The 26,614-nt window shown below is 69.9% G+C and carries 30 protein-coding genes and 2 pseudogenes; 19 read left to right on the forward strand and 13 right to left on the reverse strand.

Going from position 1 to position 26,614, the window contains the following annotated elements; genetic code table 11:
• Positions 1-16 precede the first annotated feature (16 nt).
• The 6 genes from ACIQ7D_RS10205 to ACIQ7D_RS10230 form a co-directional block, all read right to left on the reverse strand.
• Positions 17-463 carry a DUF6238 family protein gene (locus ACIQ7D_RS10205; RefSeq protein ID WP_403935758.1) on the reverse strand — a complete coding sequence of 149 codons (447 nt, stop codon included), beginning with the start codon at positions 461-463 and terminating at the stop codon, positions 17-19.
• A gap of 67 nt (positions 464-530) precedes the next feature.
• Positions 531-2,003, reverse strand: coding sequence for an SCO6880 family protein (locus tag ACIQ7D_RS10210; protein WP_403936094.1), 1,473 nt, complete (start codon positions 2,001-2,003; stop codon positions 531-533).
• Between the two features lie 81 nt (positions 2,004-2,084).
• Positions 2,085-3,479, reverse strand: coding sequence for an ATP-binding protein (locus ACIQ7D_RS10215; protein ID WP_403935760.1), 1,395 nt, complete (start codon positions 3,477-3,479; stop codon positions 2,085-2,087).
• Positions 3,480-3,496: 17 nt separating this feature from the next.
• Positions 3,497-4,183 (reverse strand): hypothetical protein, encoded by a 687-nt coding sequence (locus ACIQ7D_RS10220; RefSeq protein WP_403935762.1) that lies wholly within the window; start codon positions 4,181-4,183, stop codon positions 3,497-3,499.
• Positions 4,183-4,500, reverse strand: a complete 318-nt coding sequence (locus tag ACIQ7D_RS10225; protein ID WP_403936096.1) for a DUF6112 family protein — start codon at positions 4,498-4,500, stop codon at positions 4,183-4,185. Before ACIQ7D_RS10225 ends, ACIQ7D_RS10220 begins: the two co-directional genes overlap by 1 nt.
• A 339-nt stretch (positions 4,501-4,839) precedes the next feature.
• Positions 4,840-5,955 (reverse strand): C40 family peptidase, encoded by a 1,116-nt coding sequence (locus ACIQ7D_RS10230; protein ID WP_403935764.1) that lies wholly within the window; start codon positions 5,953-5,955, stop codon positions 4,840-4,842.
• A gap of 455 nt (positions 5,956-6,410) precedes the next feature.
• Here ACIQ7D_RS10230 and ACIQ7D_RS10235 point away from each other — a divergent pair, with 455 nt between their 5' ends.
• The 17 genes and pseudogenes from ACIQ7D_RS10235 to ACIQ7D_RS10315 all read left to right on the forward strand — a co-directional run bounded on the left by ACIQ7D_RS10235 (position 6,411) and on the right by ACIQ7D_RS10315 (position 19,374).
• Positions 6,411-7,166 (forward strand): DNA-methyltransferase, encoded by a 756-nt coding sequence (locus tag ACIQ7D_RS10235; RefSeq protein ID WP_403935766.1) that lies wholly within the window; start codon positions 6,411-6,413, stop codon positions 7,164-7,166.
• Between the two features lie 243 nt (positions 7,167-7,409).
• Complete coding sequence (locus tag ACIQ7D_RS10240) at positions 7,410-7,967, forward strand: DUF4913 domain-containing protein (RefSeq protein WP_403936098.1); 558 nt, start codon at positions 7,410-7,412, stop codon at positions 7,965-7,967.
• Positions 7,964-8,437 carry a type II toxin-antitoxin system RelE/ParE family toxin gene (locus ACIQ7D_RS10245; protein ID WP_403935768.1) on the forward strand — a complete coding sequence of 158 codons (474 nt, stop codon included), beginning with the start codon at positions 7,964-7,966 and terminating at the stop codon, positions 8,435-8,437. Before ACIQ7D_RS10240 ends, ACIQ7D_RS10245 begins: the two co-directional genes overlap by 4 nt.
• Positions 8,438-8,495: 58 nt before the next feature.
• A complete protein-coding gene (locus ACIQ7D_RS10250; RefSeq protein ID WP_403935770.1) occupies positions 8,496-9,164 on the forward strand; it encodes a hypothetical protein in 669 nt (222 codons plus the stop codon).
• 26 nt (positions 9,165-9,190) lie between these two features.
• On the forward strand, positions 9,191-9,910 hold the full coding sequence (locus ACIQ7D_RS10255; RefSeq protein ID WP_403935772.1) for a hypothetical protein: 720 nt from the start codon (positions 9,191-9,193) through the stop codon (positions 9,908-9,910).
• Between the two features lie 150 nt (positions 9,911-10,060).
• Positions 10,061-10,408: an SH3 domain-containing protein gene (locus ACIQ7D_RS10260; RefSeq protein ID WP_403935774.1), complete on the forward strand. Its 348-nt coding sequence runs from the start codon at positions 10,061-10,063 to the stop codon at positions 10,406-10,408.
• A gap of 50 nt (positions 10,409-10,458) precedes the next feature.
• A complete protein-coding gene (locus ACIQ7D_RS10265) occupies positions 10,459-10,968 on the forward strand; it encodes a hypothetical protein (RefSeq protein ID WP_403935776.1) in 510 nt (169 codons plus the stop codon).
• A 7-nt stretch (positions 10,969-10,975) separates the two neighbouring features.
• A pseudogene (locus tag ACIQ7D_RS10270) lies at positions 10,976-11,407 on the forward strand (hypothetical protein); the annotation flags it as partial.
• A gap of 13 nt (positions 11,408-11,420) precedes the next feature.
• Positions 11,421-11,834 (forward strand): hypothetical protein, encoded by a 414-nt coding sequence (locus tag ACIQ7D_RS10275; protein ID WP_403935778.1) that lies wholly within the window; start codon positions 11,421-11,423, stop codon positions 11,832-11,834.
• A gap of 37 nt (positions 11,835-11,871) precedes the next feature.
• Positions 11,872-12,723: a winged helix-turn-helix transcriptional regulator gene (locus ACIQ7D_RS10280; protein ID WP_403935780.1), complete on the forward strand. Its 852-nt coding sequence runs from the start codon at positions 11,872-11,874 to the stop codon at positions 12,721-12,723.
• Positions 12,720-13,208: a hypothetical protein gene (locus ACIQ7D_RS10285; RefSeq protein ID WP_403935782.1), complete on the forward strand. Its 489-nt coding sequence runs from the start codon at positions 12,720-12,722 to the stop codon at positions 13,206-13,208. The genes ACIQ7D_RS10280 and ACIQ7D_RS10285 overlap by 4 nt, the downstream gene beginning before the upstream one ends.
• A 29-nt stretch (positions 13,209-13,237) precedes the next feature.
• Complete coding sequence (locus ACIQ7D_RS10290; protein ID WP_403936100.1) at positions 13,238-14,455, forward strand: MFS transporter; 1,218 nt, start codon at positions 13,238-13,240, stop codon at positions 14,453-14,455.
• A 7-nt stretch (positions 14,456-14,462) separates the two neighbouring features.
• A complete protein-coding gene (locus ACIQ7D_RS10295) occupies positions 14,463-14,786 on the forward strand; it encodes a hypothetical protein (protein WP_403935784.1) in 324 nt (107 codons plus the stop codon).
• Positions 14,787-14,873: 87 nt separating this feature from the next.
• Positions 14,874-16,073 carry an ATP-grasp domain-containing protein gene (locus ACIQ7D_RS10300; RefSeq protein ID WP_403936101.1) on the forward strand — a complete coding sequence of 400 codons (1,200 nt, stop codon included), beginning with the start codon at positions 14,874-14,876 and terminating at the stop codon, positions 16,071-16,073.
• Positions 16,074-16,087: 14 nt separating this feature from the next.
• Entirely contained in the window at positions 16,088-16,963 is an 876-nt protein-coding gene (locus ACIQ7D_RS10305; protein WP_403935786.1) for a DUF317 domain-containing protein, read from the forward strand.
• A 650-nt stretch (positions 16,964-17,613) separates the two neighbouring features.
• Positions 17,614-18,315: a DUF317 domain-containing protein gene (locus ACIQ7D_RS10310; RefSeq protein ID WP_403935788.1), complete on the forward strand. Its 702-nt coding sequence runs from the start codon at positions 17,614-17,616 to the stop codon at positions 18,313-18,315.
• 36 nt (positions 18,316-18,351) lie between these two features.
• Complete coding sequence (locus ACIQ7D_RS10315; protein ID WP_403935790.1) at positions 18,352-19,374, forward strand: SpaA isopeptide-forming pilin-related protein; 1,023 nt, start codon at positions 18,352-18,354, stop codon at positions 19,372-19,374.
• Positions 19,375-19,534: 160 nt separating this feature from the next.
• On the opposite strand, the gene ACIQ7D_RS10320 is transcribed toward ACIQ7D_RS10315, so the two are convergent.
• Positions 19,535-19,681 carry a hypothetical protein gene (locus ACIQ7D_RS10320; RefSeq protein WP_403935792.1) on the reverse strand — a complete coding sequence of 49 codons (147 nt, stop codon included), beginning with the start codon at positions 19,679-19,681 and terminating at the stop codon, positions 19,535-19,537.
• A 663-nt stretch (positions 19,682-20,344) separates the two neighbouring features.
• On the opposite strand from ACIQ7D_RS10320, the gene ACIQ7D_RS10325 reads away from it, so the two are divergent.
• Together ACIQ7D_RS10325 and ACIQ7D_RS10330 are read left to right on the forward strand one after the other, a co-directional pair.
• Positions 20,345-20,635 carry a hypothetical protein gene (locus ACIQ7D_RS10325; protein WP_403935794.1) on the forward strand — a complete coding sequence of 97 codons (291 nt, stop codon included), beginning with the start codon at positions 20,345-20,347 and terminating at the stop codon, positions 20,633-20,635.
• A gap of 26 nt (positions 20,636-20,661) precedes the next feature.
• Positions 20,662-21,465 carry a DUF317 domain-containing protein gene (locus tag ACIQ7D_RS10330; protein ID WP_403936103.1) on the forward strand — a complete coding sequence of 268 codons (804 nt, stop codon included), beginning with the start codon at positions 20,662-20,664 and terminating at the stop codon, positions 21,463-21,465.
• A gap of 398 nt (positions 21,466-21,863) precedes the next feature.
• Here ACIQ7D_RS10330 and ACIQ7D_RS10335 read toward each other — a convergent pair whose 3' ends face one another.
• The 6 genes and pseudogenes from ACIQ7D_RS10335 to ACIQ7D_RS10360 form a co-directional block, all read right to left on the reverse strand.
• Entirely contained in the window at positions 21,864-22,559 is a 696-nt protein-coding gene (locus ACIQ7D_RS10335; protein WP_403935796.1) for a hypothetical protein, read from the reverse strand.
• Between the two features lie 82 nt (positions 22,560-22,641).
• Positions 22,642-23,085, reverse strand: coding sequence for a hypothetical protein (locus tag ACIQ7D_RS10340; RefSeq protein ID WP_403935798.1), 444 nt, complete (start codon positions 23,083-23,085; stop codon positions 22,642-22,644).
• 263 nt (positions 23,086-23,348) lie between these two features.
• Positions 23,349-25,097, reverse strand: coding sequence for a relaxase/mobilization nuclease domain-containing protein (locus tag ACIQ7D_RS10345; protein ID WP_403935800.1), 1,749 nt, complete (start codon positions 25,095-25,097; stop codon positions 23,349-23,351).
• Positions 25,094-25,720, reverse strand: a complete 627-nt coding sequence (locus tag ACIQ7D_RS10350) for a plasmid mobilization protein (protein WP_403935802.1) — start codon at positions 25,718-25,720, stop codon at positions 25,094-25,096. The genes ACIQ7D_RS10345 and ACIQ7D_RS10350 overlap by 4 nt, the downstream gene beginning before the upstream one ends.
• 251 nt (positions 25,721-25,971) lie before the next feature.
• Entirely contained in the window at positions 25,972-26,166 is a 195-nt protein-coding gene (locus ACIQ7D_RS10355; RefSeq protein WP_403935804.1) for a hypothetical protein, read from the reverse strand.
• Positions 26,163-26,614: pseudogene (locus ACIQ7D_RS10360) on the reverse strand (hypothetical protein); the annotation flags it as partial. The gene ACIQ7D_RS10355 and the pseudogene ACIQ7D_RS10360, both read right to left, overlap by 4 nt.

A 26,614-nucleotide genomic window follows, 5' to 3' on the forward strand; every position in this document is an offset into this window, starting at 1 on the left:
ATGCGGCGGCGGGGGTTCATCGCACGCACGCCGTGGTGCGGGGGCTGTGGAGGTCGGTGGGGGTGGTGGTGCGGCGGGTGATGTGTCCGGCGGCCAGGTGCCGCTGGCAGATGGTGAGGACGGGGGGCCCTTCGGGGAGCCGTTCGGGGCGGCACTCGGCCGGGGCGTCGCGCGTGGCGGCCGGCAGGAGATGGAAGGCGTCGTGGACGGCGGCGGTGGCCTGCCAGAGGCGGGTGCGCGCGGCGGCGAGGTTCCGGCCCGCCGCGGGATATGGCGGTCGCGTGGTCGCGGCGAGCTGGTCCAGGAGCTGGTGGAGGGCGGTGAGGTGGGCGTGGAGGACGTCCAGGTGGACGCGGTCCACCATCATGGTGTCGGCTCGAACGCTCCGGGTGTGGTGGCGGACGCCCGCGCTCGCGGCCCGGAGATAGGGGAGCGCGTCGGACGGGCGCGGGGATGTAGTCAAAAGAGGCGTTCCTTCCTGCCGCCGGACAGCGGGCAGGTGGGGTGGTCGGACCTGGCGGTGGGGGGCGTCACAGAGCCGTGTACGCGAGGGGAAGCGCGGCGAGGGTGAAAGCCTGGGGTTGCTGGTAGTGGAGGCGGCGCAGGTCGACGCCGGCGCTGACGGCTGCGGTCTCGATCTGCGCGCACGCCGCGTCGAGGGCGCGGTCGGTCTCCGCGGTGAGGGTGACCAGACCGGTCAGGGCGACATCGGCGTGTCCGGAGATGAGCTGCCGCTCGCGCTGTTTGACATCGGCGTACTCGATCGAGTCCTCCTCGCTGTCGACCTGACCGCGCCGGGCACGTTCGCTGGCGTCGGAGATGATCGCGGCCTTGCGTCGCTGGACGTCGCGCAGAGCGGACTCCAGGGACTGTGGCACGTAGAGGAGGGAGAGGGTGCGCCGGACGCCGGGGGTGAACATCAGCCCCGCCAGGAACCCGGCACCCATCTCGGTGCGGGGCCAGTTCTCCACCCAGTAGGTGGTGTGACGGGCGGTGTCGGTGACCAGCCGGTCGTACTCCTCGGACTGGACGACGGGACCGGCGGCGGCCGGGTCCGCCTCGGCCCGGCCGTTTGGCGACCACTGCTGCAGGGCCGGCAGGGCCGCGGGGTCGTAGGCGGTGCGGATGACCGCGGCGATCTCCCGGGCGCTGAGCCATCCGTTCACGATCAGGCCGGCGTCCCGGGCGGCTTGCGCGATCGACGCGGTGGTCTGCTCCATGACGGTGAATGCCCCTGGCAGCCCGCCCCCGGCCTGGCTGATGAGCCGTTTCGCGGCTTTGAGGTCGAGGGAGATGGCGAGGTAGGTCTCGTGAGGGGCTGCGGCCGGCCCGGCGGCGGCGACGAGTTCTCCGTAGATCTGGCCGGCCACCGGCGTTGTGGGGCGGCCGTGCTGGGCCCAGTGACGGGTCAGGGTGTCGCCGCCGTCGGGAACGGTGCGCTCCAGGACCTGAACGGTGGCGACGTGTCCAGTCCGGGCGGTGCCGGCGAGCGCGCGTCCCCATGCGGTGACGTGGTGGTTCTGTGTGGCGGGATCGAGCAGGACGAAGGCACGGGAGGAGACACGGGCAACGGCCGTCAGGGTCTGACGATGCGGATCGTGGACGGCCGCGGCCTGGTTCGCGGAGTCGGCTGGGGTGATGACCTTCAGGGAGGCGGCTGTCCCGGGCAGGTGGAGGACGCCGTCCTGGCGGGGCCGGGTCACGGGCCGGGCGAGCCACAGGGTCTGCCCGGTGCTGTGCCGGTACGCGTAGCGGAAGACGACCGGCGCCCAGTCGATCAGCGAACGTCCGTGAAGCCTGATCACGACCATCGCGCCGACTGCGGCCCACAGCGGACTCAGCGCGAGCGCGCCGAGCAGACCGGCGGAGAGCATGGTCCCCAGCAGCAGCGCCAGCGCAGAGGAGACGAGGATGAGTTGAGGAAGGGAGAGGCCGAGGAGGATGCCGCGACGGGACCGGTGCGGGAACTTGACCGTGAGAGGGGCGACGGAGAGATCAGACAGGGGTTGTCCAGGGGCGTGGGTGGGACCCGGGGGCGGGAGACGACGAGGATGCGTTCCGCCCCCGGAATGTCGGGCACATGGTCAGAGGCTGGCCGGAGGCTTCCCGGCTGCCGCCGGGCCGGCCCCGGCGGACTGCGGACCGGACGCGGGCGGTGGTGCGCCCTGCGGCGGCGGGCTGGTGGTCGGCGGGGTGAACTCCCAATCGCCGCCACGGCTGGCCGCGGCGCCGGGTGAGGAGCTGCTGGGTGCCGCGCTGCCGCCGACCTGGCCGGCCGCGTCCTGGGAGGGGCTGGTCGGGGCGGGCTGTACCGCCTTCTCCAGGCCGGACTTGACGGCATCCCCACCGGGCGAGAGGCCGGTGCCGCCGCCCTGCGAACTCTCCTGGCCCTCACCCGCGCCGGTGGGGCTGGAGGCGATCCCGGGGATCGAGTCCGGGCCCTGCGGGGCGGCGCCACCGACGGATCCGGCACCAACACCGCCACCGGAGCCGGCGCCGGCCGCGGCGCCGCCGGTGCCAGCGGTTGCGGCCATCGCGGCGGCCTTCTTCCCCGCGCGCTCCGCGTGCTGCCGGGCGAGCTGGGCGCCAGCACCGCCGGCGCGATGGAGGGACTCGCCGTCGCTCCCTTCGCTCGCCCAGTGGACGAACTTGAAGGTGGCGTAGGGGCAGAGCAGCACCAGAACCATGATCACGATGCCTGCGAGAACATCGGCGAGGGCGGCCAGGCCGTCCTTCGACTCGGTCTCGCTCATCGCGGAGACACCGAGGACGAAGATGATCGTCATCAGGAGCTTGCTGACGACGAGGGTGGCGGTGGCCACGATCCACCCCTTGCGCCAGCGGCGTCCGGCCTCCCAGCCGCCGCCGGCCCCGGCGAACGCGGCGAGCGTGACCATGATGAGGATGCCGACCTTGCGGACCATCATCACGCACCAGTACAGGAGCGCTCCGATGGCCGATCCCAGGGCGGCGAGCACCATGACCAGCCAGCCCAGGCCAGAGAGCGCGCCGAGCTGTCCGACTCGCACGATGCGCCGTACGGCGGTCTCGATCGAGAGGTTGGCGGATTTGAGGAGGCCGGCGGACAGGGCGTCGACCACTTCGAGCGCGACGGTGGTCACGGCGATGGCGGCGAAGGCGAAGAGCACACCGGAGGCGGTGCCGGTGAACGCCTGCGTCAGGGCCTGGCCGTCACGCTTGACTGCGGCCCGCACCAACTGGGCGCAGAACGTGCCCACCAGCACCACGAGGGCGATCGGCAGGATCGTCTCGTAGTTGTCGCGGAACCAGTCGGCGTTGAGGTCGACGCGGGTGGTCGAGTCGACGGCCTTGGCCGCGAGATCGGCCGAGGCCGCGGCCAGTTCGCCGGCGGACTTCGCCATCCAGTCACCGATCGCCTTGCCGGGATCGGAGGCGAAGTCGACGGCCTCGCCGACCGCGCAGACCGCGCCTGTCAGGGGAAGATCACAGAACTCCACGAGGAACTCCTTCCGGGTCAGGGCGCGACGCGCGGGGCGATGGACACGAGCGAACAGTCCTGCGAGGGGCGGCACTGCACGGCGAGCGTGACCGCACGCTCCTCCGCCCCCAGGCCGCCCTTGGCCCAGGCGATCTGCTGCTTGCCGGTGACGGTCACGGCATAGATGTACGCCTTCGTGATCGCCGAGGGATCCTCGGACAGGGCCTGTTTGAACGCGGCGGGGTAGTGGCCTTCGGCGACGGTGGCGGTGGCGCGCTGCTGCTGGATGGCCATCCGCGCCCACAGCGCCGGCGTCGGCATCTGTGCGGACACCGATGCCCAGTCGCTGTACCGGCTCTCCTTCGTCATCCACGCCTCCATACCGGCGAGCTGCTGCTCGTGGCGGGTGGTGCGGGTGTCGTAGGACCAGAGCATCTCCGTGGCGGCCTTGGCGAACTGCACAGGGTCGGAGATCCGCGGCGGCGCGGGCACCGAGCCCGTCTCACCGGACGGCCGCTGCGTACGGGGCGAAGGCGAGGGGCTATCCGTGGCGGCCGGGGGCGGTCCGCCGGTTGGACGGTGCTGTTCGCCGCGGCCAGCGAGGAACACGGTCGTGCCCGCGATCACGAGCAGGCAGGCCAGGCCGATCGCGAGCAGAGCGATGCGGCGGTTCGCGGACCAGCCGGCGCTGTACTGGGCGGGGGAGGGGAAGGGGGTACGCATCACTGGACCTGGGAGCCGAGGGCGGAGAAGAACGCGACGATGCCGTTGGCGGCACCGAGCCCGAGCGCGGCCCCGGCTGCCACGACCGCGCCCTTCTTCCCGTTCGCCTCGGCCTGGTGACCACCGCTGTGGTGGCCCCACGCCCAGACGCCGAGCGACACGGCGAGCGCGCCGACGACGGCCACGATGCCGAACAGATTGATCGAGTTGACGACGGTCTTCAGGACCGACAGGCCCGGCAGACCACCGCCCTTCGGGGAGATTCCCGGGTCGTAGGCGAGCTGGACGAGGCGGTCGGCGAGGGGAGGAGTGGGTATGACGATGCTCCTTGCGTGCCCAGGCCAACAGGGCCCGGCAGACGGGAAGATGAGGGAGAGGCTGGTGTAGGTTCCGGTTCGACTTGTCGTCTGACGCCCGGTTGACCTGCGCCTTTGGGTGGCTGTCCGGGAGACTTGTCGGCCGAATCGTCCAGCGAACTTGTCGGATTCTTCGGCCGGGAGGGCCCGATCGGGCCGTGCCGACAGATGTCTCGGACGGCCGACCTGCGGGTTTGGCCCAGCAGGCGACAAACCGACGACAAGATGGCCGGACAACGACATCTCTATTCGGAACCTACAGCTGGAGGGCCACGCGAGTAGCGCGTGAAGGGACCGGTGTCAGAGGACCCGGCGGGCGGCAAGGATGTCCCAGTCCTTGAGCGGGGTGATCCGAACCGGCTTGCCGGTGCGCGGGGCTTCGATGACCAGGCCCACTCCGAGGTACAGGCCGACATGCTCGGGGCGGCTTGCGGTGCCCCGGCTGAAGACCAGGTCGCCTGGCCGGAGCTGGCTGGGCGAGACGGCCTTGCCTTCGCCGACCTGCGTGTACGTGGTGCGGGTGAGCGTCACACCTGCGTGGTCGTACGCCTGCTGCGTCAGCGAGCTGCAGTCGCAGCGGCCCATGGGGTCGCCGCCGTGGGGAGCGGTGCAGGAACCTCCCCACTGATACATCGTCCCGAGTTGCCGCATCGCCCAGACGATCGCTTTCCGTGCCTTCGGATCGGTCCCTTGGGGGATCGCGTAGTCCTTCGGTACGGCGCCTTCCGGAATCTTCCCGAAGGCCGAACCGTCCACACTGCCGCACTCTGATGTGGTGGGTTCAGTGTCCCTGTCGGCAGTGTTTTCGCCGGTGCTGGCGCCGGGGAAGGTGGCGGCGATTGCTTTTTGCAGGGCGGTCGCGAGCGGTTCCCACTGGGCGTAGGCGTCCGGATAGCCGGAGCGCTGGACCGCCTGGGCGGCCTGGGTGACCGTCATCTGCTGCCAGCCGCTCACCCTGAGCAGAGCCGTGTAGAACCGATCCGAGGCGTAAACGGGATCCCGGATCTGCTCGGCGGTACCCCAGCCCTGGCTGGGCCGCTGCTGGAACAGACCCAGGCTGTCGCGGTCGCCGGAGGAGAGGTTGCGCAGCCGGGACTCCTGCAGGGCTGTGGCCAGCGCGACGACCTGACCGCGCCGGGGAACCTGCCGGCTGATGCCGGTGGCGACGATGGTCTGGGCGTGCGGGATCTGCTCACCGGGCAGTTCCAGGCCCTCGATACGAACGCCGGAAGTATCCGCACCGTCGAGGATCCTGGACACCTCCCCGGTGATGTCGCCGGCGTCGAGGGTGGGCAGGCACTGGCCGATAGCACTGGTGCCCTGGGCGGCTTCGCTGGAGGCGGCCATCATCATGGCCGCGCCGCAGAGCAGGAGCGGGGAGAGGACGACACCAATACCGGCGGCAAGCGCCTTCAAGCCGCACGGCCCGCTCGGATGCGGCCGGTTCCGGGTGGGGGCGGGTGACGAGAGGTCAAGAAGATGTCCTTCGGGAGAGTCCAGTACGCGGGGCGTAGGGGAAGGGCGCGGCGGCCGGAGGCGGGTGATGAAGGGGGATGTTCGGCGCGGGCGAGTTGCCACTCGCCTGGCATTGCCAGGGGTGCCGGTGACGGCGGTGTTCCTGACGGTTCAAAAACTGTAGGCCCGGATCGGCGGCTGACCAAAAAAGCCGGGCCGGGGTGCCGGATTCCGGCACCCTCGCCCGGCTTTTTTGGCCGTCGGCGCATTCGCCCCTAAAGTTTTAGGACTCCCCCGCCTCTCCCCGGTCTGCGGCCCTGGGCTTCTGCATGCCCGCACTCTTCCGGCCCCGGGGATTCCTCTGTGCGACGGGGTATTTACTTCCGCACGTTCCCACCCGAATCGGGGTCTCCTCTTTGCCGTTTTCCCTGCACCAGGGCGACGCCCTCAGCGTCCTTTCCGACCTGCCGGACGACAGCGTCGACTCCGTGGTCACCGACCCGCCCTACAACAGCGGCGCGCGGACCGCGAAGGAGCGCACGACACGCTCCGCGAAGCAGAAGTACACCTCCGCCGACGCGAAGCACACGCTGGCCGACTTCACCGGCGAGAACATGGACCAGCGGTCCTACGGGTTCTGGCTGACACAGATCATGACCGAGGCCCACCGGCTGACGAAGACCGGCGGCACGGCGCTGCTGTTCACCGACTGGCGCCAGCTTCCCATCACGACGGACGCGATCCAGGCGGCCGGCTGGCTGTGGCGCGGGGTGCTGGTCTGGCACAAACCGCAGGCCAGACCCCAGAAGGGCCGGTTCACGCAGAACTGCGAGTTCATCGTCTGGGCGTCGAACGGGCCGATCGACGCCTCCCGTAACCCGGTCTACCTGCCCGGCCTCTACAGCGCCTCGCAGCCCTCGGGCGCCAAGCGCCAGCACATCACGCAGAAGCCCGTGGAGGTGATGCGCGACCTGGTCAAGATCGCCCCGCCGGGCGGCACGGTCCTCGACTTCTGCGCCGGATCCGGCTCCACCGGTGTCGCCGCGCTGCTGGAGGGCCGCGATTTCATTGGCGTGGAGAAGACCGAGCACTACGCCCGAATCGCGGCCGACCGGCTCACTGAGACCGTCCGCGAAACCCTCGCGCAGGACGACATGGTCCTCACCGCGTGACCTGACCTCACTCGCATTGCCATGAGGAGCGCACGGCCACTTCTGCGGATCGCATGCCGAACCGCGCCCAGAAAACGCGGGCAGTTCTTGTCCGTCAACGCTCCGCTCCACGATTCCCCCAGTTTGTAGGAGGACCGTCTTTTCATGCCTGAATCCGTAGAACTCTCAGACGATGGGGTGTTGGATCCGGTACGGGTGCCGGACACTCACCTTGAGGGGATCGAGGCGAGTGTCCGGCGGCTGATGGAGCAGTCCGCGCAGCAGGCGCAGCAACTCGACCACCTCGCCACCGCCCCGCCGCTGAGCCGTTCGACCTTCGCCGCGTTCGGCGCGCCGGGACTGGGCGGTCCCGCACCGGCGGCTCCGCCGGATCCGCGCCCGATCCTGGAGCTGGAGGGGGAGGAGTACGAGGACGAACTCGACTCGCTCGGCGACTGGGTGGACGATTTCCTCCTGCCGGTCTACGGCACGGAGGTCACCACGGCGTCCCCCTGGTGTCTGCGGTGGCAGGAGCATGACGATGTCGTCGCGTGGCTCCACGCCCTGTGGCTCGCCTACCAGCAGCACAAGGACCCCGAAGCCGGGCTCTCCGGCATGTTCGTGTGGCACCGGGACTTCCTCACCCACGCCATCGCGGCGATCCGGGCGCCCGGTGGTCCGCTCTCGGCGTGCATGACCTCACCCGAGCGTCCCGCACACCGGATCCTTCCCGGCCCGCCGTCCTCCACCCGCATAGGCAAGGCGAAGCCGCAGAACAACGAGACGCCCGGCGAACTTGAGCCGGGCGAGCCGGCGTCGTGAGCCGTGAGCCGGTCTTCGCACTCAGCTTCGACCCGCGGGCCCTCACCGACCTGCTCCAGGCCCCAGGAGACATCCGCGACCTCGCGCTCGCCCAGCTCCAGGACATCGTGAACGCCGAACTGTTCGGCGCCAAGCTCACCGGTGATCTGTCCGGATTCCGCAAGGTCGTCGTGGACTCCCGCAAGGAGTGGCGCATGGTCTACACCCTGCGCCCGGCACCGACGGCTTCCGCGCATCACAACGAGATCCACGTCGTCGCCGTACGGTTGCGTGGGCGAAACGACGTCTACGACACCGTCGGCGCCAGGCTCGGGATGGTCCGGCGACCGGTGAGCGCGCGCACCCACGCGGCACGCTCCCGCCCGCCCCAGCTCACCACCTCTGCCCCCGTGCCCAAGCCGGGCCCCCTGCCCGCCGCACCACCGGGCCTGCCCAGGCCGGCCAGCAGCCCTGCCCACCCTGTTCGCTGACTCCGAGGGGGAGTTGCCCGCTATGCGCCCTGATCACAAACCAGGAGCCGTCCGGCGCGTGGTCTCCACTCTGGACCACCGTGTCGAGGCCGCGACCGGATACGACATCGACACCCTCTGGTCCCGCGCGGACCGTGGTCTCCTCGACGAGCCGCACATCCGCCTCGTGGAACTGCACCGCGCACTGACCTCGGCGGAAATAACCGTCACCTTTCAACGCGGGCTGCTGAGCCGGCTCAGCAGCGGCGAGTTCCCCGTCGATCAAGCCCTGCTGAAGCGGATCGACATTACCGTTGCCGCGCTGGAAGAAGACGTCGTGAAGAGGAAATGGGCGGAGGACCTGGTGATCGCCGCCTTGGAGCCGATCGAGGCCGCTGCCACCCGCAGCACGCGGGGCGATGGCTGTGAACGGCTCGCCGTCGTCGATCACGCGGCGCTGCGGGGCATCGCCGGCGGAGCCGTGCTCCACGGGCAACTCCTCACCAATCAGAGGCTGGTGATCACCGCCTCTGGCAGCGTGATCCCCTACGAACACCTGGAGCGGCTCGAAGCCTCCGGTCTCGTCTCGCGCGACACCAGCGACGGCTCCCCCTTCGCGAGCAAGCCGGTCACGCTGACCCAGGCCGGTCGTTCCGCTCTGGCCGGCCTGCGCCCTCACACCACCACAGCCCCCGCGCCCGCTGCCTCTCCGCCGCAGCCAGGCAAGGTGTCGGGCAAACGGCGATGACCTGGCCGGATCTGCCGAAAGGACGTATGCACTCACCTGAGATGAATCCCCGGCTCGACGGATTCAAGCCTGCCAACGAGCAGATCCTGGAGGGTTTCAGGCTCAAGATCCGGATCAACCAGGACATGCTGATGCCGCTCGCCGAACACCACACACCGGACCTGTCGGACAGCTACTACGTCCTGCACGACCGGTCGGCGACCTATGGGCACCCGGGAGATGCGCAGATCGTGGCGCTCCACCTGCGCCGCGACCTGGAGGCGAAGACCTTCGACTTCGAGTGCGCCAATGTTCCCCTGGGCGCGATGGCGCAGTCCTGGCTGATCCACCGTGGCTGTCCTGCGGAGCGGATCGGGCTCGACCCCGCTCTGGGCACTGACCCGGCGGACGAGGCGACACGTGCTCTGGAGAAGCGCCTCATGACAGACGGCGATCACTGCGCCCTTGGGTTCTCCTACACCCGCGACGACCCGAACGACACGGTCACGTTGGTGGCACTGCGCGCCCTCGACGAGCGGGCCTCGTCCCCGTTCCGGGTTCTGGTCGAGGAGGTCGACCTCGACGCGTGGACCCACTCCCTACGTGAAGGCGGCTTCGCCACGGTCAAAGACGCCCTCCTGTGGTGTGGCGACCGGCTCTCCGGCACGGCCGGTCCGCTCCCGCCCGTCAAGCCGGCCGCGCTGTTGCCCCTCCCGGCTTCCCCGTCGAAGATCACCGTGCCTCGCCCGCCAGGACGATCACGCTGAGCCTCACATCCGTCAGGCCGGGCGAATATAGGCGATGAAGGCCGGTTGGCCAAACCGGCGATTCTCCGGACTCTTATACAGCCGCCGGAACAACAACTTCCCGGCAGCTTTTCCACGCATTCCATTCCCTCGTACGGAGGTTTATTCCGCATGCCCTCAAACCGAATCGCAGTATCGGTCGCGCTGCTCGGCGCACTCGCTCTGCCCGCTCTCGCGGCGACCACGGCCATGGCCGCGCCGGCCTCGGCGCCGAACAGCGCGTCGGCGGCCGGACCGTGTGACCGTCCCGGTCCGTGGGTCATCGGCACGCAGGCGGTGAACATCCGCTCCAAGGCGTCGGCCACCTCCACCAGCGTCGGCATCCTCTACCGCGGCCACAAGTTCACCGTCCATAAGACCAGCGGGAACTGGCACTACATCACGGACAACACCACCGGCGTGAAGGGCTGGGTCTCCGGCACCTACGTCTTCCGGAGCGTCCACATGTGCCTCGACTGACAGGAACCCGGGCCCGAGTGACCAGATGAGATACCGACGGAGCCAGTCATATGTCCGTCCCGCCGAAGGAGATTCCGCCCGTGTCCGAAGACATATCCGACGGCATCGAAGATGTCGTGGGCGTGCTCACCGAACGCATCGAGGCCCACTTCGGTATGGGCATGGATTGGTTGAAGGCCGCCGTCGCCGCCGCGCCGTTGGTGCATCGTGATGCCAGCGCTGTCATCACGATGCACCGGCTCCTCGTCCACGCCCAGACGGCGCTCGACCGTGCGGAGGACGACCTCCTCGCCGCTCTGGAGGAAACGCAGCCCGGCGAGTGGGTCGACGACCCGACGATGGCACTGGTCCACCGCGTCGCCTCCGCGGTGACAGTCCGGGACGGATGGGCCGTCGCAGTGCAACAGCTCCTCGCCCAGGACGCTCGCGGCACGCAGGACGGCCGGGCCCAAGGGAGCCGCGTGGCCGGCGCTCGGCGCGGCCCCGCGGCGGCTGCCACATCGGCGCCCACCCCGTCGGCGAAGGTACCGGCACGGCACGGTCGGGGAGCCGTGAGGTGAGCGTCCGGACAGACCCTGCACGCAGGACGGCCGTCTTCAGGAAGCCTTCGGCGCCCCGGTCGCCGATCTGTATGAAACGGCCGCCCGCCCGGAAGCCCCGGCCGCGCTGGCCCGAGCGCTGGAGCTGCGCTCGTTCCTCGCACTCACCGAGGAACAGTTCGCCCACATTCGTGACCGCGTGCACGAATCCGTGGCGCCCGACCGGAACATGGACGAACTGTCCGCAGACCGCATGCGGATGGACACCCTGTGGCTGCAGGCAGCACTCGACGCCCGCGACAGCTACATCACCGCCCTCGATGACCTGCTACGCACCATGCCTGCGCCCGGCGAGCCGGCTCGGCTCGTGTGCACGACGCAGCACCAAGTCACGACCACCCTGCCCCCGGCCGTCCCGGCACCTCGCCGAGCCGGGGCGGCCCGCCCCCACCGACCGTGAGAGCCCTCTTTCTTTGATCCCCCCGTCGTCCGCTCAGATCGCCGCGCAGATCGAGGACCTGTACGGCGCGCCGCTCGTCGATCTCGAAGCCCATGTGCGGGACCAGCCGTCCGGCATGCTCGCTGCCCTTCTCGGCGGCCATCACACGCTGGCCCTGGCCGAGCGGAGCATCACTGTCCACTGCGAACGGATCCGGCAACTCGTCGTGCCGGAGCAGCAGATGGGGACCGAGGTTGTGCCGCACATCCTCGACTGCTCCAGACGTCTTACCGAAGCGGTCGCCGTCCGAGACACCCAAAGCGCCACCATTCAGGCGGTTTTGCAGAGCCTCGGCCGCACCCCCGCACCGGAGCAACCCGCCGCACCCACCTCCGTTCCCTCGGTCCCCGCATCGACCACGAGTGCGGGGACCGCCCCGGGCCGCTGACCCCCTCCGGTCCCCTACCTTCTCCAGGAGCCCCCTGTTGGTCACCACCGGACTGCCCCCGGACACCGAAGCCGATATCGCCCGGGTCACCGAAGCCCTCCACATGGCCACCCCGCGGTGGAATGTGCGCATCCTGCTGGCCCTGAACGAGCCACCACAGCGCTACAGCCAGATCGCGACCAAGCTGCCCCATCTCCAGAGCGGCCAGCTCCACCCCAAGATCCGGTCCCTGTGTGACGCCGGACTGGTCGAGCGGACCGAGTACAGCCCGCGCCACGTCGCCTATGGCCTCACCACGCGTGGCCGGCAGTTGCTGCCGGTGCTGCCGGTGATTGCCACCTGGGCCGAGACGTACCTGGAGAAGCCGCAGGTGCCGCTGTCCGTGATCGAGCAGGTCGAGGACAGCCTCACCCTCCTCACCCGCAGGCAGGCCCCGGCCATCCTGTGGGTGCTGAAGACCCGGGACGAGGTGAGCGCGAGGGCACTGGCCCACGTTGTCATCCCCGACGGCTACTGGACCAACATCTATCCGCCCCTGCGGCAGCTCGTCGCCGACGGACTCGTGGTGAGCGAAGGCTCGAGGCAGCCCTACCGGCTCTCACCCTCCGGCGCCGCACTGGGGCCGGTCTTCGGCGCACTGTCCATGTGGGCTGCAGGACGTCCGATGGACCACGCCGCCCGGCATCACCTGTGGGGCCGACCGGCCCCCAGCGCCGCCCCCGGCTGCCTCCCATGGGCCAGCCACCAGGCCCGCACACCTGCGCCCGCGGTTTCCACAGCTCCGCCCGCACCGCGCCCGGGGCCGGTCTGGCGCGGGGGAGAGCTGTTCTCCCACGCCGTCCCGGTCCGCCCGAAGACCGCCCTGCCGACCGGAGGAGCCCGCCGATGATTACCACTTCCACCTCCGGCCAGCAGCTTCAACTAGCCAGCTCCGTAATGGCGTCTCCGGGCCTGATCCGGCTGGTCAGTGAGATAGACGACAACGGAGCCATCCCGGAACGCGGCCTGGCCTGTACTCTCGGGGATCTTTCCACCCACCAGATCCGCCAGGCCACCGAGCAGGCAGACACTCTCGAACTCCTCGACCAGTCGTACGCCGGCCTCGAACTCACCGCGGCCGGCCAGGGCCTCGCCGATGTCTACGACGCGACGGCCCGCTGGGCCCGACGCCACAACTACCCCTCGGCGCAGAGCGATTTCGCCGGACGGATACGTCACACCTTCGCGCTGCTCGATGCTCAGGCAGGGGCGAGATCCGGATTGGTGGACAACAGGGCCGATGCCGGACTCGCACACGTTCGGATCCTGCTGACCGAGTGGATGGATACGCACCAGCCCCAGCCGGGCCGAGACACCTTCGGCCCCGCGGCGTGAGACCGAGCGCGGGCACCGGTCCCGCCGTTCTGGTGCGCGGGGTTTACCTGCCGCGCGGGGCGGATGCCGCGGCGTTCTCTATGACCAGCTACGGCATCCCTCTGCTTGTCCTGGCCACCACGGGGTCAGCAGCTTTGACCGGGCTCGCCTTCGCGTTGGCATGGATTCCGCGTCTCGGCGCGTTCACCGTGGCCGGCACTCTCGTCGACCGGTACGGGACCAGCCGCGTCTTCCGCGTCGCATGCCTCACTCGGGCTGTAGTCGTCCTGGTCGCCGCCGCCCTTCTGGCGGGCCTGGCCGAGGGAACACAGGCGGCGACGGCCACGGTGATGGTGCTCGCGGCACTGACCGGGGCACTCACGGAGTCCAGTTACGTGGCGGCGGAGACGGTCGGCGGCGCGGCCAGCCGTGCGGCCGGTACCGGCGCGCACCGAGTACAGTCCGTTCTGCTCGGGATCGACCAGAGCGCGATGCTTGCCGGGCCCGCGCTCTCCGGTCTGCTGCTGGAGCACGCTGGCCCCGCCACGATGCTCGGGGTACTGGCCGCCTTCTCTCTGCTCGCCGCCGCCCTCGCCCCCGGCGAGCATCTCGCGCCGGACGGCGCCGCGTCGCGGAAGAGCAGTGGTCTGCGCACGGGGTGGGTAACGCTGTGCTCGCTGCCGGCCCTGACCTGGCTGGTCGCCGGATTGATCGTCTCCAACGGAGCAGTCGCCCTACTGCAGGCGGCGATGCCGGTGATGGTGGTCACCGAACTCGGCCGCTCCAGCGCGGACGCCGGACTCATCTGGTCCGCCGCAGCCCTCGCCTCCCTCCTCGCCATCACCGCCTGCAGGAACGCGATCGACCGCTGGGGGCTGTGGTCCGTCGGCGCCGTGGCCGCCGCCACCGCCGCCGGCGCGACCCTCACGCTCGCCCACATCAGCACCTATCACGGCTACGTCCTGCTGATCGCCGTCCTGATGGCCGGAGAAGGAGGGCTCGCCGTCGTCCTGCGCACTCTGCGCTCCCACCTCATCCCGGCCCACTCATTCGGCAGCACCCTCGCCGTCACGATCCTGCTGCTCCTGCTGCCCTACCCCGCCGCCGGCCTCCTCGTCGCCACCCTCCCGCCCTCCCAGCTCGGACACGCCATCACCGCCGCCGCGATCCTGCAGGCTCTCGGCCTCGCCACCGCCTTCACCCGGCTGCGCACCCTTCTGGCCCTGACGACGCAGCCTGCCGGACCTCCACCAGGAGAGGAGCTATGACCCGCTTATGTCGCTCACCACGCAGGACGGGCTGCCCGGCCTCGCCCTTCCTCACCCGGATCTGCGGCCGACGATCACCGAACAGTTCCAGGCTTTCGACGCGCAACACCCCTGGGTCTACCGCGCCCTGGTGCAGCTCGTCGAGCAGCGGCTCGGCGCGGGCGCGCAGCGGGTCGGGATGAAAGCCCTGTTCGAGGCCCTGCGCTGGCGACACCCGTACGGGGTGAAGGGGCTCAACAACAACTACACCGCGCTGTACGCCCGTCGGCTGCTCGCCGAGCATCCGCAATGGACCTCCGTGATCGAGGTCCGCCGGCGACGAACCCCGTGAACCCTCCCCGTACGCGCTCGTCCGACCTTCCTAGGAGCCTGTCTCTTGTCCGTCCGTCCCGTTGTCCTGGTCGTCGCCGCTGCCGACATGGAAGCCGTGGCGTATCGCGCCTCCTGCCTGCAGTCGGTGGCCGCCGCCTACGACATCGTCCTCATCACCAACGAGGAACCCTCGTGGGAGGTCCCCTACATCCGGGACTGCATCGTCGTGGCCGATCCGACCGACCAGGCAGTACTGACCACTGCGGGTCGTGCGCTGGCCGAACGCTACGACGTGGCCGGGGTGTTCACCTGGACCGAGTGGTACCTCGTCCCCGTTGCCCGCCTCGCCCGCCACCTCGGCCTGCCGACCACCGCGCCGGAGGCGATGCAGGCATGCCGTAACAAGGCCACCGCCCGCAGCCTGTTCGCCCGCCACGGCGTCCCCTCCGCCGCCTCCATCAGCATCCGCAGCCTTCAGGAAGCCATAGCCGCTGCGGCGAGGATCGGCTACCCGGTCGTTCTGAAGCCCGCCGCCCGGGCCGCCAGTATCGGCGTGAGCCGTGCCGACACCCCCGAACAACTCTTCACGGCCTACGAGTTCGCCCTTCGGGCCGCAAGGCAGGGGCTGGAGAGCGCGGTGGTTCTGGCGGAGGAGTATCTCGACGGACCCGAGGTCTCGGTCGAGTGCGTCACCTACCGGGGCGAGACCACGGTCGTCGCGGTCACCCGCAAGTCCATCAGCGCCCCGCCGTACTTCGAGCAACTCGCGCACACCGTCGATGCCGACGACCCGCTCCTCGATACGGTTGCGCCGGCGGCGCTGGCCGCGATCCGCGCGCTCGGCATCACCGACGGCGTCAGCCACATCGAGATGCGCCTGGTCGACGGCAGCCCTCGCCTCATCGAGGTCAACGGCCGCATCGCCGGCGACATGATCAGCCACCTGGTCCACCTCGCCACCGGCATCGACCTGCCGCGCGCCGCAGCCGACATCGCCTGCGACCGCACACCCAACCTCGCCCCCACCCGGTCCTCGGCCGCCGCGATCCGCCTGCTCTACCCCGAAACCTCCGGCACCCTCACCCACTGCTCCTTCGACGGCCCCCGCCCGCCGTGGCTGGAGCGGATCCACTTCCACCGTCACCCCGGTGACCGCCTCCTCCTCCCGGCCGACGGCGGGCACCTGTTCACCGCCCGGATCGGCTACCTCATCACCACCGGCCCCAACGCCACGACCGCCGACACCCGCGCCACCACAGCCCTCGAACGCCTCCACACCCGCGTCGAGTCCGCCACCACGGCCTGACCACCGGGACCCACATGCCTCTCGACGACGACCATCGCACCATCGACGGAGACGTCTACATCTTCCCGCGCTACCTCGCGCGCAGCACCGCCGCCGGCGTCCCCGCCCTCGCCCCGCTCCTTGACCTCGGCTGGGACCTAGAGCACGACGACCTCGGCAACGCCTACGTCAACGCCCCCGACCGGCGGGTCCGCCTGGGCTACCTCCCCGAAGGGGAGGACGACGGGCTGTGGCGCATCAACGCCTACAAAGCCCACCACGAACTGTTCAACGCGCCGGCCTGGGGCGTCTGTTTCAACAACGACACCCCCACCGAGTTCGTCCGCGCCTTCACCACCGAGCTTGCGGCAGCGTACAAACAGGGACCCGACGCCTACCTCGCCACACCGACCCCGGCGGACAAGGACCATGATCCGTTCCTCGCGGTCACATCGCTCATCGACCGCGGCTGGGAATTCGACCAACCCGAGCCGGGCGTCTTCGCGATCCGGTCCCCGGACCGGCTTGCCGCACTGGAGTTCACCGCCGGCCCCCTCGATCCGGAGGCCGAGCTGACCAGCCGCACCGCCCGCTGGCACCTGTGGGCCGGTAACTCCATCGACCGGCCCGCCTGGTACGCCACGGCCAGCACCGACACACCCGTCGCCCTGCTCACCGCCGTCACCCAGTGCGTCTCGGACCCGGCCCCGCTGCCCCGGTGGCAAGAGGAAACCTTCAGCTACGCCAAGGGCGCCCAGCTCACCCCGATCCTCCCGCCACAACCACCCGTGCCCACCCCGCTCGACGTACAGCGGGCCGCCGCATCACGCCGCCCGGCTGCGCTCCCCGCCCCCAGCGTGCCGCGCTGGAGCACCACCAGCCGCCCCGCCCTGCCCGGGCCGCGCCGCTGACCCCCTCGGGAGACCCTCATGGCAATGCACGCCCGCGAGTTCTTCGCCGAACTCGGCCTCCCCTTCACCGACAGGGCTGTCGTCGGCGACACCTACTACGCCACACCTGTACCGGACGGCCCACTGCGGCTGCGGATCGACTTCGCCCGGACCCAATGGGACCACGAGTACAACGGCCTGCGCCTCGCCCTCATCCACCAGGACCTGGGCACGCTCGACACCGGAATCCTGCGGTTCGAAGACCACAAGACCTTCGACCACCGCGACGCGACACTCGCCGCACCCCAGGGCAATCGGGGTACGCCAACGTCAGGGAATTCCGGGAAAGGCCCGACTGGGTGCCGTGGTCGGGCGCTCACACCAACGGACTACGAGACGCCATCCAGCAGTACACCGGTGTCTGGTTCCCCGGCGCATGGCCAACCCCGGCACCGAACCGCGCAGCGCACCGTACCGAGAGCCAGGCTCCCTCCTTGCCGACTGCCCGGAACAGCGGCCACAGACGCTGAGCCCTCCGCCCCCGCGCAACGCACGCCCTTCCCCACAGGAGACCTTTGCCGACCGACCCGTTCAAGAATCTTGATCCCGCGCAGAAGGTGAAGGTTCTCCCACGTCACCTGGCCGGACCCGGCTTTGTCGATCCTCGTACCGTGTGGGACTTCCCTTTTTCCGAGGGGTGGCCGTTCGCCCAGTCCGAGGAGGGTACGGCCGCCGCCTTCAGTCCCTGCCTGCGGCTGCAGACCACCTACTATCCGCAGCCCGACAAGCCCAGCAGGGGCACATGGACCCTCAGCGCGCACCGGGCCCCCTCCAGTACTCCCGTCTGGCAGATGAGATTCGATACCACCACCCCCGTCGAGCTGCTGCGGGATCTGCACGTCGAACTCTTCGACCTCTACATGGAAGACCGCCACGGCGACCGGGATGGGCTGTTCGAGGATGAAACAGCAGCACAAGAGGCGTACGTACCGCTCCTCACCCGCGGCTGGAGCCACCACCTCAAGGCCGACGGCACCCAGACCTTCTTCGCACCCGACGGCCTCGCGGGCGTACGCCACCAGTACGCCACCACCCGCTCTCACGACCCTGCGTGGAGGATATGGGGCGGCTCCCTGGCCGCACCGCAGTGGCAGGCCCACATCACTCCCGGAACGCCCACCGCGCTCGTCGCGGCCTTCACCGTCTCGCTGATCTCCACCGAGCCGCTGAGCCGCACAGTGAAGGACGTGCCCCTCAACACTCGCCACAACCTCTACTACGCGACGGCGACCAAGCAGCCACCCCGCGTCCCGCCCGCCGCCCAGCCTCCCCCAGGTATGGGGCTGGGGCCCGGTACGGGCCGTTGCCGCTGACTTTCACCATCGTCAGATCAAGGAGTTCCTCTTCTCGTGCACGCTCGTCTCGTCCGCGGCACAGTCCGGTCCGCCGCCCTCGCCGCCGTGGTGACCAGCACTCTCCCCTGGGCACCAACCGCGGTCGCCCAGTCTGCGGAACCGACGCCCGCCCCCTCGACCGCTCCCGGCGATTCCCTCGCCGCAGAAGCAGGCAGGGTCGTCATCACCAAGAAGGACCCAGCCGGAGACCTCCTCGCGGGAGCCTCATTCCTTCTCCTCGACGCGGACGGACAGGAAGCCGGGCGGGGGACAACCGACCCTCAGGGAAAGCTGACCTTTCCCGACCTCGCTCCGGGCGTCTACCGGCTCAAGGAAACCGCCTCCGGCAGCCCGCACCACGAGGTCGTCGCCGACCAGGACATCATCGTCACCCCTGGAGCGGCAACACGGCTGACGATCACCGACCCGTTCAAGGCCGCCAAGATCCTCCTGCAGACCAAGGACCACAAGACCGGCAAGCTCCTGCCCGGCTCCACCGTGAACATCGGAACCGGCAGCGAAACCCTGCTCACCCTCACCACCGGATCGCAGGGCACAGCCACCGGAGAACTGCCCGTCACGAGCCGGAGGATCGAATTCTGGGCCAGGCAGGTCACCGCCCCCGAGGGCTACGGCCTCTACAAGCCCGCCAAGACGTTCACCGCCGGCCCCGGCGCCCCAGTCACGGTGACCCTCACCAACGCCAAGTCCCCCACTACAGCGCCGAGCATCGACCCGTCGGACAAGCCCACCCATGAACCCACGCACCAGCCGACCGACACCCTGCCGCCGCACAAGCCCGGCGACGACAACTCCCCGACCGCGCCGCAGGCCCCCTCCGCCCCCACGCCGACCCCGGACAAGCCGACCGCCAGCACCTGGGCCCCCACACCCAGCGGAGCCCTCGCCAACACCGGAGCGGACACCGCCCCGTGGGTGCTCGGCGGCGCCGGACTGCTCATCGTCGTCGGCGGAGCCCTGATAGCCACCCGTCGCCGTACGGACGATGCTGCCGACGACAGCTCCACCGAAAACTGACCCCTATTCCTCACCGCATAATGCCCCCGGAGTCATTCCGGGGGCATTGCTATGCAGTCCCTTGCCTGCCATGGGGCGAGAAAACGAATAAGGAGATTAAGCTCCCTATATGTTCGAATCGTGCGCGGCGTCGGGGGTGATGTGGAACATCCTCGGTTGACTACCGGGCGTGGAAGATCACCTTCAGGAGTCGCTCGGCCCGTGCTCTCACCTGCGGTTCGGGGTGTATCAGGGCTACGGCGAACAACACCGTCAGCGAGCCGAAAAGGGGGCTGATGGAGGTCGCGATCTGCATTTCCAGTGCCATGCGGGGAGGTTATCGCACCTCAGGCAATCGCTTCTTTACTCCCATAGGGGGTTTTTGTCAAATTAAAAGCGTCAATACTCATAACCGCTGGTCAGGGCCCCCGGTGAGGGGAAGTGGCAGCCGGTGGCTCGGTGGCTACTGTGATGGACCTCACTTGTGGGATCGAGTGCTTGGTCGATTCGTGCTGTGCTGTGGCGGCGAATATGCCGCCGTACCCGGGGCGGATGGCGGATCTTGCTGTGCGGCACGACAGCCGAACACGCCAAGGCGCATGCGGCTGGAATGCACTTTCGCGCAAAACGGCGAAATCAAATATGGGATCCCGCGGGAATCCAGGAGCAGCAGTTCGCCCGGGGCAGACAAGGAAGAGCGGGGAAAGGCTGGCCAACGCGTGGGAGGTCATGTCAACGTAGACAACTCTGCAAGGATCCCCAGGTCGAAGAGGCGATGACCGGTGGTGGGGATCTTCTCTGGCCCCGGCCGCTTCGCCACTGTCGGAGCACTGGTACTGCCGCAAGTGGCAGCTCAGTTCTGGCCAGCCCATGCGAGGGATGGGCGAGTTGTCCGTAGGCCCCTCAACCTGATCGTGGACGACCCGTGCGCAGTGACAGCGACCCGGCCGGGACCACCGCTCACCGTTTGCCCCGTACAAGGAGGCTGCCCGTGGCTCACACGGAGATGACCGTTGCCGATCTCATCGACCTGTTGTCCGGCTGCGACCGGAGCGCTCCGGTACGGCAGGCGATGAACCCCTTCTTCCCGATGGCGCATCGCCTCGCACAGGTGGTGCAGTCCGTGGACGAGACCGGTCGGACCGTGGTCTATCTCGCCGAAGGGCCCGACGAGGACACGCAGTTCGGCCATCTGCCGCCCGAGGTCGCTGTCGCCCTCGCCTGGCAGGGGCCGGCCCAGGCGCCGCCCCGCCGCCCCCGCCGCCGCGCCGACGGCCAGTAGAACCGCACCGAGCCCCTGGAGGCGCCCTGTACCCCGACTTCCCCCTCGACCCGTCCGTTCCGAACGGTGCCCCGTGCTGGGTCGGTCCCCGGCATCTGGCCGGGGACGACGGACGCCTCTACGACACCGTCGCCGACACGCTCGCCGGTCTGGGCTGGACGAGCCTGACGATCGTCCGCGGGCGACACGAGCCCAACGAGGCACCGGAGGAGCGCCAGGTCCTGCGCAGCACGGTCCTGCACATCAGCCCCGACTCCCTGCGCTGGGCCCAGTGGAGCCTGGCGGACGAGCCGTTCCTCCTGGGGGACCGGCCGATCGCCTGGCAGGTCTCGGCCCGCGCGGACACGAGCAGTCCGCTGACCGCGTGGTCGGCCTACTTCACCCCGGCCGTCCCCGGGGAGGCCGTGGCCGACTTCCTCGCCGCGCTCGACGCCCGCGACGAGCCCGCCGTGCCGCTCGCCGGCCCCGAGATGGTCCTCGACGCCCTCGCCGCACACGGCTGGCTCCGCGATTCCGGCCAGCTCCAGGCGGCAGCGGTGGACCCCGCATTCACCTCGCACTTCAGCCTCGGCGAGGTGCCCCCTCTCATCCAGGACGGCGACCCCCGTGCCCTGACCACCGGGGCCGGCGAGCCGGGCCCCGTCGGATGGCAGGCATGGTCCGAGCCCGCCCCCGGCGCCCCGTACCTGTGGGCGGCGTCCTTCGGTACCAGCGTCCCGCACGACTTGGTGGCCGCGTTCGCCGCCTCCCTCAGCTCGACCGCGCCCGTCCTGCGCCGGGTGCTGCCCGAAGCCACCCGCGAGCGGCTCCTGCGCGCGCCGGCCAGCTAGGGCCTCTTGTCTGCCACCGACGCCCTGCCCGGACACAGAAATCCAAGGAGCATCCCCATGGTCCGCATGCTTGCGAAGTCCACCCGCCGCTATGCCGGACACGAGTGTCGGTACGCCAGCCGTGGCTGTACCTGCTATTTGTTTCGTGGGGCGGTGACTCATCCTCGCCAGCGTGGCCGACGGCGGGCCATGGAGCGCCGTCGGGCGCGCGCCGCCGAAGGCCGGGTCTGGCGGGCCGACGCTTTCTGATACCCGGCCTGTCAGCCCACCGCCCACACGCGCGCGGCCCGGCCCTCTCTCCGTGAGGGTCGGGCTTCCGGCTTTCCCAGGCGGAGTTCGTGCGCGCCAGGTGCTGCTGCCTCCGACCATCGTGGACGGAGGCAGCATGCGGGGGCCGGTTAGCCGACCGCTGCCGCCTTGGTGAGGGCCTTGGCGAGGTGACGGTCGACGAGTGCCGGTGAGCCCGAGACGATCAGCAGCATGCCGCCGTCGCGGATCGCTGTTTGTTTCACCACGGTGCTCCGGCCGTTGACCGAGAACGTCAGGAGCTGGCTCCACTGCTCGTCACCGAGCTGGGGGGGTGCGGTCAGTTTCCGCGTGGCCATGTCGATGACGGTGCTGCCCGCGACGACCTGATAGGTGGGGCAGCCGGTCATGGCCTCGAAGATCCGGTCGATGCCGTCGGACAACGTGCTCGCACTGTCGCTGTACAGTTCCTCGGAGACCTCCGAGTTGCTGCTGCCGATGTAAGTGAAGGTGACCTTCGCCTTGCGCGGGAAGGTGAGCGAGCCGGTCGCCGCGTCGCCGCCCAGCTCGTTCAGAGCCGGGCAGCCGACGACGGTGACGTCGTCGTGCCGGGTGACACGCTCCGGCTTGCGCAGATAGCCGCTGCCGAGGTCACGCTCGTCGAGCAGACGCGTCTTCAGGGCCGCCGAGGACAGCGGAACGGCATTCTGGCCGGGCTGGACCGTCTTCCCGGCAAGAGCGGAGGAGGCTGCGCCGGGCTGAGCGTTGCTGGTGTCGGTGGAGCATGCGGGCACGGCAAAGAGAACGGCACTGATGCCCAGGACGGTGGCGGTGATACGAACGCGCATGGCGGTACTGACCCCTTGGTGCTAGGTGACGGGTGATCAGTACCCGAGCCCGCGGGCCCGGTGGGGGTCGTAGGATTGGTGGTCAGTGTCCGTGGTGGCGCAGACAGTCCTCGAACGTAGCATGCCTCGAGACCGTCGGCCCGGAGTTCCGGTTGTACCACGCGGTGTCCAGGCGCGTCTCCAACTGCTGATGACCGGCCCGGCAGCGCAGCCAGACCTGGTCGCGCGTGCAGAGGATGAGCCAGTCCCGGTATGCGCCGCACTCGGAACAAGCGACCATCTCGCCGTCGAGAACGAGCGGCTGCGTCCAGGGCATCATCATGCCGCCGAGCTGGTCGCGACTGGGCACCCGCAGCTCCGGCGGAAGGAAGTCGTCCACTGCGGCGAACTGCTTGCCGCGCTCCAGCTCGGCCCACACCCGCTCGGCCTCCGGCGAGTCCGGTTGCTGCAGCCGTGCCGACAGCTCGAAGAACTGGCCCTCTGCCTCGTTGAGTTCCGCCGCCCGGCGGCGTATCCGGTGAAACACCCTGTGTCCTCCTATGCCCTGTCCTGCTCGCGTCACTGATCGTGCCCTACGCCGCCGACGGTTTCAATTCACCGACTCAACAGTCGTTTCGGGGAAAGCGAGGCGGATGTGTTTCGTATCTCTCCTGCGTATGTGTGCGCCGGTGCTCGCGATTCGATGCGCTGGCCAGCAGGTTGCCGGGCCCGGTGTGGCATACGGGCATGCTGCAGCTGCGGGCGGGGCAGCAGCGGATTCGCTGCTCTCGCCGGACGGACCGCGGAGAATCACCGGGCCTTGCCCGCGGCCTCCTCCCCGCCACGGTGCCGGCCAGGTATGACGGGCCGGGACCTTACCCTGCGCGACGGAGACGGGCCCTTGACCGCGCCGTTCCCGGGGATCGCCGAGGTGTCGGCGGACAGATCGGCCATGCGCCGCATCCGCCACACGAGGACATCGCTTGCCGATTCGGCGGTGCCGAGTTCGCGGCGCTGGGCGGCATCGGACAGAAGCACAGCGGGGTCATGACCGGACGCTTCGGCATCGGCACTGGTCGCGGCCAGGGCGTACCAGCCGGGCTCGGCGAGGATTTTCTCGGCCAGGTCCGGCAGCGTCGCGCGCAGCACCTCCGCCTGCCGCTGGAGCACGGGCAGGGACAGGCGCCGGCCACGTTGATGGAGCGCGGAGAGGGGCCGGGTGGCGGCAGCCTGGTAGGCGGCGCGCAGATGCTCGGCGGCTTGGCGGGCGGCGGCGGCCTGCTGAGCGTGACCCTTCTTGGCGTGCCAGTGCACGGTGGCGGTGATCAGGAAGAACATCATGTCGATCGCCATCGCGGTGGCCGCGCCGTCCTCACCCCGGCCGAGGGCGGGGCCGCCGTGGACGAGGTCGCGGGCAGCCTGCCGCAGCGCCCGGTCGTGACCCCGCTCGGCGCGGACACGGGAGCGGGAGGCGCGCTCAAAGGTGTAGGCGGCGTCGCGCAGTTCACGCCGCGTGTGGGCGGCGGAGGTTTTCGCAAGCGCGTCCAGGACCTCGCCGGCCGACGCGATGGAGGCGGCTGCGGCCGAGTCGCCGCCCTGCTCGACGACGAGCACGGCCTGCCATGCGGCCGACGCGGTCCTTCGACGGGCGATGGCTGGGCCGCCCCGCTCGGTACGGACAGTGCGGTCCGACGGGAGGGCCGGGCTTTCCTGGTCCTGGGGGACGCGGGACCAGCGCTCCCGGATGCGGGGCAAGGAGAGGTCGGGGGCAAGGCGTGCGCCGGGGTAGAACACCGGCTCGCCGTCTTTGTTCCGGTCGCCCGGCAGGGCGACCTTGTAACCGAGGAGGTCACCGGAGGGGGCCTCGCGCTTGCGGATCAGGAGGCCGGCGGCGGCGAGCCGGTCGAAGAACTCCTCGTCGCTCCCCGCCCCGGCCACCGCACGTCGTACGGTTTCACGCAGCTCCTCGCGGGCGGTGCGCTCGCGTCCCTGCCGCTTGGCCTTGTGGCGTTCTGCACTGGTGGGCCGCTGGGCGGCGGTGCCGTCGCCGGGAGCGACCTGGTGGAGGCCGAGTTCCTTTTCGATGAGCCGGGCTTCGGCCTGTGCTCGGGTGCCGGAGCGGTAGTCGTCGGGACGGTGGCCGTCCTCGGTGACGAGGGTGGCGACGATGTGGATGTGGTCGTCTGCATGCCGTACGGCGGCCCAGCGGCAGCCGGGCTGTCCCTCGCCCGGGTCGATGCCGGTGGCGGCGACGATGCGTTGGGCGATGCCGGCCCACTCCTCGTCGGACAGGATCCGGTCTCCGGGGTCCGCGCGGACGGAGGTGTGCCACACGTGCTTGGCCGGTCGGGCGTGCTCGGGGAGCGCCATCATGGGCTGGTCCAGAAGCTGCTGGAGGTCCTTGAGGGTGACGTTCGGGTCACGGCCGGGGTCGGGGGACATGCCGTCGAAGGAGGCGACGAGGTGGGGGTCGGTGTGGTCCTCGTATTTGCCGGTCTCATAAAGGTAGTAGAGGAGACCTCTGGTGTCTGACCCTGACGGGTTGACGCTGGGGATCATGAGCCGTAGTGCTCGATCAGTCGTGTGGCGGCTGCGTGCGCGGTGTCGGCGGCACGCCGTACGGCGGAGATCGCCGCTTTGAGCTGGGGAGCCTCGGCACCGGAGTTGAGCGCCTTGACTGCCTGGTTGAGGTTACTGCCTGCCCAGCCGAGCCGACGACGGCTGTCGAACAGGGCTGTGATCACGTCGCGTTCGTCGGCGATCTCGGTACTGGTTCGGTCGAGGTCGCGGGCGGCGGCGAGCGCGGAGCGGGCGAGGAAGCCGGCGACGGACAGATTGCACTGGGCTGCGGCGGACTTGATCAGAGCGAACTCTTCTTCGTTGAAACGCGTGTTGGGCTGGTGCAGGCGTTTCTTCTCGGGCGGCTGGCGGGGACGCTGACGGGAGCGAGGAGCGCGCTGTCGGCGAGCGCGGCGGTCGGTCTGCTTCTCCTCCTGATCCGGCTTCGATCCGCCCCCGGTCGAAGCCCGAAGGACCTGCGCCCCCCGGTGCAGGTCCTCTCCCGCCCCTTCGGGGGCGGGTTCGGCGGAAGCTACGCTTCCGCCCCAACTTGCTCGCCCCAGGACCGAGTTGAGTTCCGACTTGCGGTTCGGGGTGCAGTTGGTCTCGTCCGTGTTCGTCATTGGGTGTCGGGCCCCGTGGTGCGGAGACGGTGTTGGACGAGCCATTGGCCGCACGGTGTGAGGACCGCGGCGTGCAGGAGCCGGCGGCGGGCCAGGACGTTCGCCCAGGCGCTGACCTCGGCGTTCGTCGGCACGGACGAGTGAGCGATACGGGAGTCGATGACGGTACCTCCTGGAACGGCGGCGACGGTGGCCCGGCGTCGGGCCGGGCCACCGGTCGGAAGAAGAGCCTGTGTGCTGTGTCTTTGTGCTTATCCGCCGCACTCGGGACAGCGGCCGACATGGCCGCTGAGCGCCCGGGCCATCCGATGCTTCGCCGAGATGGCGTACTTCGCGCTGGACTTCGCGGTCGGGCGGCCGGCATGCCGTGCTGAGTGGGCGGTGAGGAAGGTGATCTCCCGCTCGAACTCCCTTCGGATCACGGCGAAGCGGCGACAGGTCTTCATCGGGCTGTGCTCCTTGTCGTCTTGGTGGTCGTATCGGCCCGCAAGCGCTGGAGGACGAGGCCGAGTCGGTCGTTCCGGCCGCCGGGGAGGCCCTCGCGCCGCACGATCTCGCGCAGTTGTGCCCGGGTGACGGCCTCGTTGCCGTCCCGCGCGAGCAGGGCGGGGACATGGGGGCTGACCTCACGGACGATCTGGGCCACGGACTGCTCCGGCTCGCGCCTCGGACGCGGCCTTTGAGGGCTTCGACCGCCACGCTGCTCGCCCTTGCTCCCGGCCCTCGTGAGCCCGCGCTCGTGCGGAGAGACCTTCGGTCCCCGGTCCCCGGTGGGGTCGGTCCCCGTGCCGGTGGTGGTCGGTCCCCGGTCCCCGGTGGGGTCGGTCCCCGTGCCGGTGGTGGTCGGTCCCCGGTCCCCGGTGGGGTCGGTCCCCGTGCCGGTGGTGGTCGGTC

This window comes from Streptomyces sp. NPDC096310, from assembly GCF_044763125.1.
In the GTDB taxonomy this organism is placed as follows: Bacteria; Actinomycetota; Actinomycetes; order Streptomycetales; family Streptomycetaceae; genus Streptomyces.

What these genes read in the sequence shown, in the direction of transcription:
- ACIQ7D_RS10220 (WP_403935762.1), bottom strand. Translation starts at nt 4,183, where the DNA reads ATGCGTACCCCCTTCCCCTCCCCCGCCCAGTACAGCGCCGGCTGGTCC.
- ACIQ7D_RS10240 (WP_403936098.1), top strand. Translation starts at nt 7,410, where the DNA reads ATGGAGCAGTCCGCGCAGCAGGCGCAGCAACTCGACCACCTCGCCACC.
- ACIQ7D_RS10255 (WP_403935772.1), top strand. Translation starts at nt 9,191, where the DNA reads ATGCACTCACCTGAGATGAATCCCCGGCTCGACGGATTCAAGCCTGCC.
- ACIQ7D_RS10260 (WP_403935774.1), top strand. Translation starts at nt 10,061, where the DNA reads ATGCCCTCAAACCGAATCGCAGTATCGGTCGCGCTGCTCGGCGCACTC.
- ACIQ7D_RS10265 (WP_403935776.1), top strand. Translation starts at nt 10,459, where the DNA reads ATGTCCGTCCCGCCGAAGGAGATTCCGCCCGTGTCCGAAGACATATCC.
- ACIQ7D_RS10285 (WP_403935782.1), top strand. Translation starts at nt 12,720, where the DNA reads ATGATTACCACTTCCACCTCCGGCCAGCAGCTTCAACTAGCCAGCTCC.
- ACIQ7D_RS10295 (WP_403935784.1), top strand. Translation starts at nt 14,463, where the DNA reads ATGTCGCTCACCACGCAGGACGGGCTGCCCGGCCTCGCCCTTCCTCAC.
- ACIQ7D_RS10300 (WP_403936101.1), top strand. Translation starts at nt 14,874, where the DNA reads ATGGAAGCCGTGGCGTATCGCGCCTCCTGCCTGCAGTCGGTGGCCGCC.
- ACIQ7D_RS10305 (WP_403935786.1), top strand. Translation starts at nt 16,088, where the DNA reads ATGCCTCTCGACGACGACCATCGCACCATCGACGGAGACGTCTACATC.
- ACIQ7D_RS10320 (WP_403935792.1), bottom strand. Translation starts at nt 19,681, where the DNA reads ATGGCACTGGAAATGCAGATCGCGACCTCCATCAGCCCCCTTTTCGGC.
- ACIQ7D_RS10335 (WP_403935796.1), bottom strand. Translation starts at nt 22,559, where the DNA reads ATGCGCGTTCGTATCACCGCCACCGTCCTGGGCATCAGTGCCGTTCTC.
- ACIQ7D_RS10345 (WP_403935800.1), bottom strand. Translation starts at nt 25,097, where the DNA reads ATGATCCCCAGCGTCAACCCGTCAGGGTCAGACACCAGAGGTCTCCTC.
- ACIQ7D_RS10350 (WP_403935802.1), bottom strand. Translation starts at nt 25,720, where the DNA reads ATGACGAACACGGACGAGACCAACTGCACCCCGAACCGCAAGTCGGAA.
- ACIQ7D_RS10355 (WP_403935804.1), bottom strand. Translation starts at nt 26,166, where the DNA reads ATGAAGACCTGTCGCCGCTTCGCCGTGATCCGAAGGGAGTTCGAGCGG.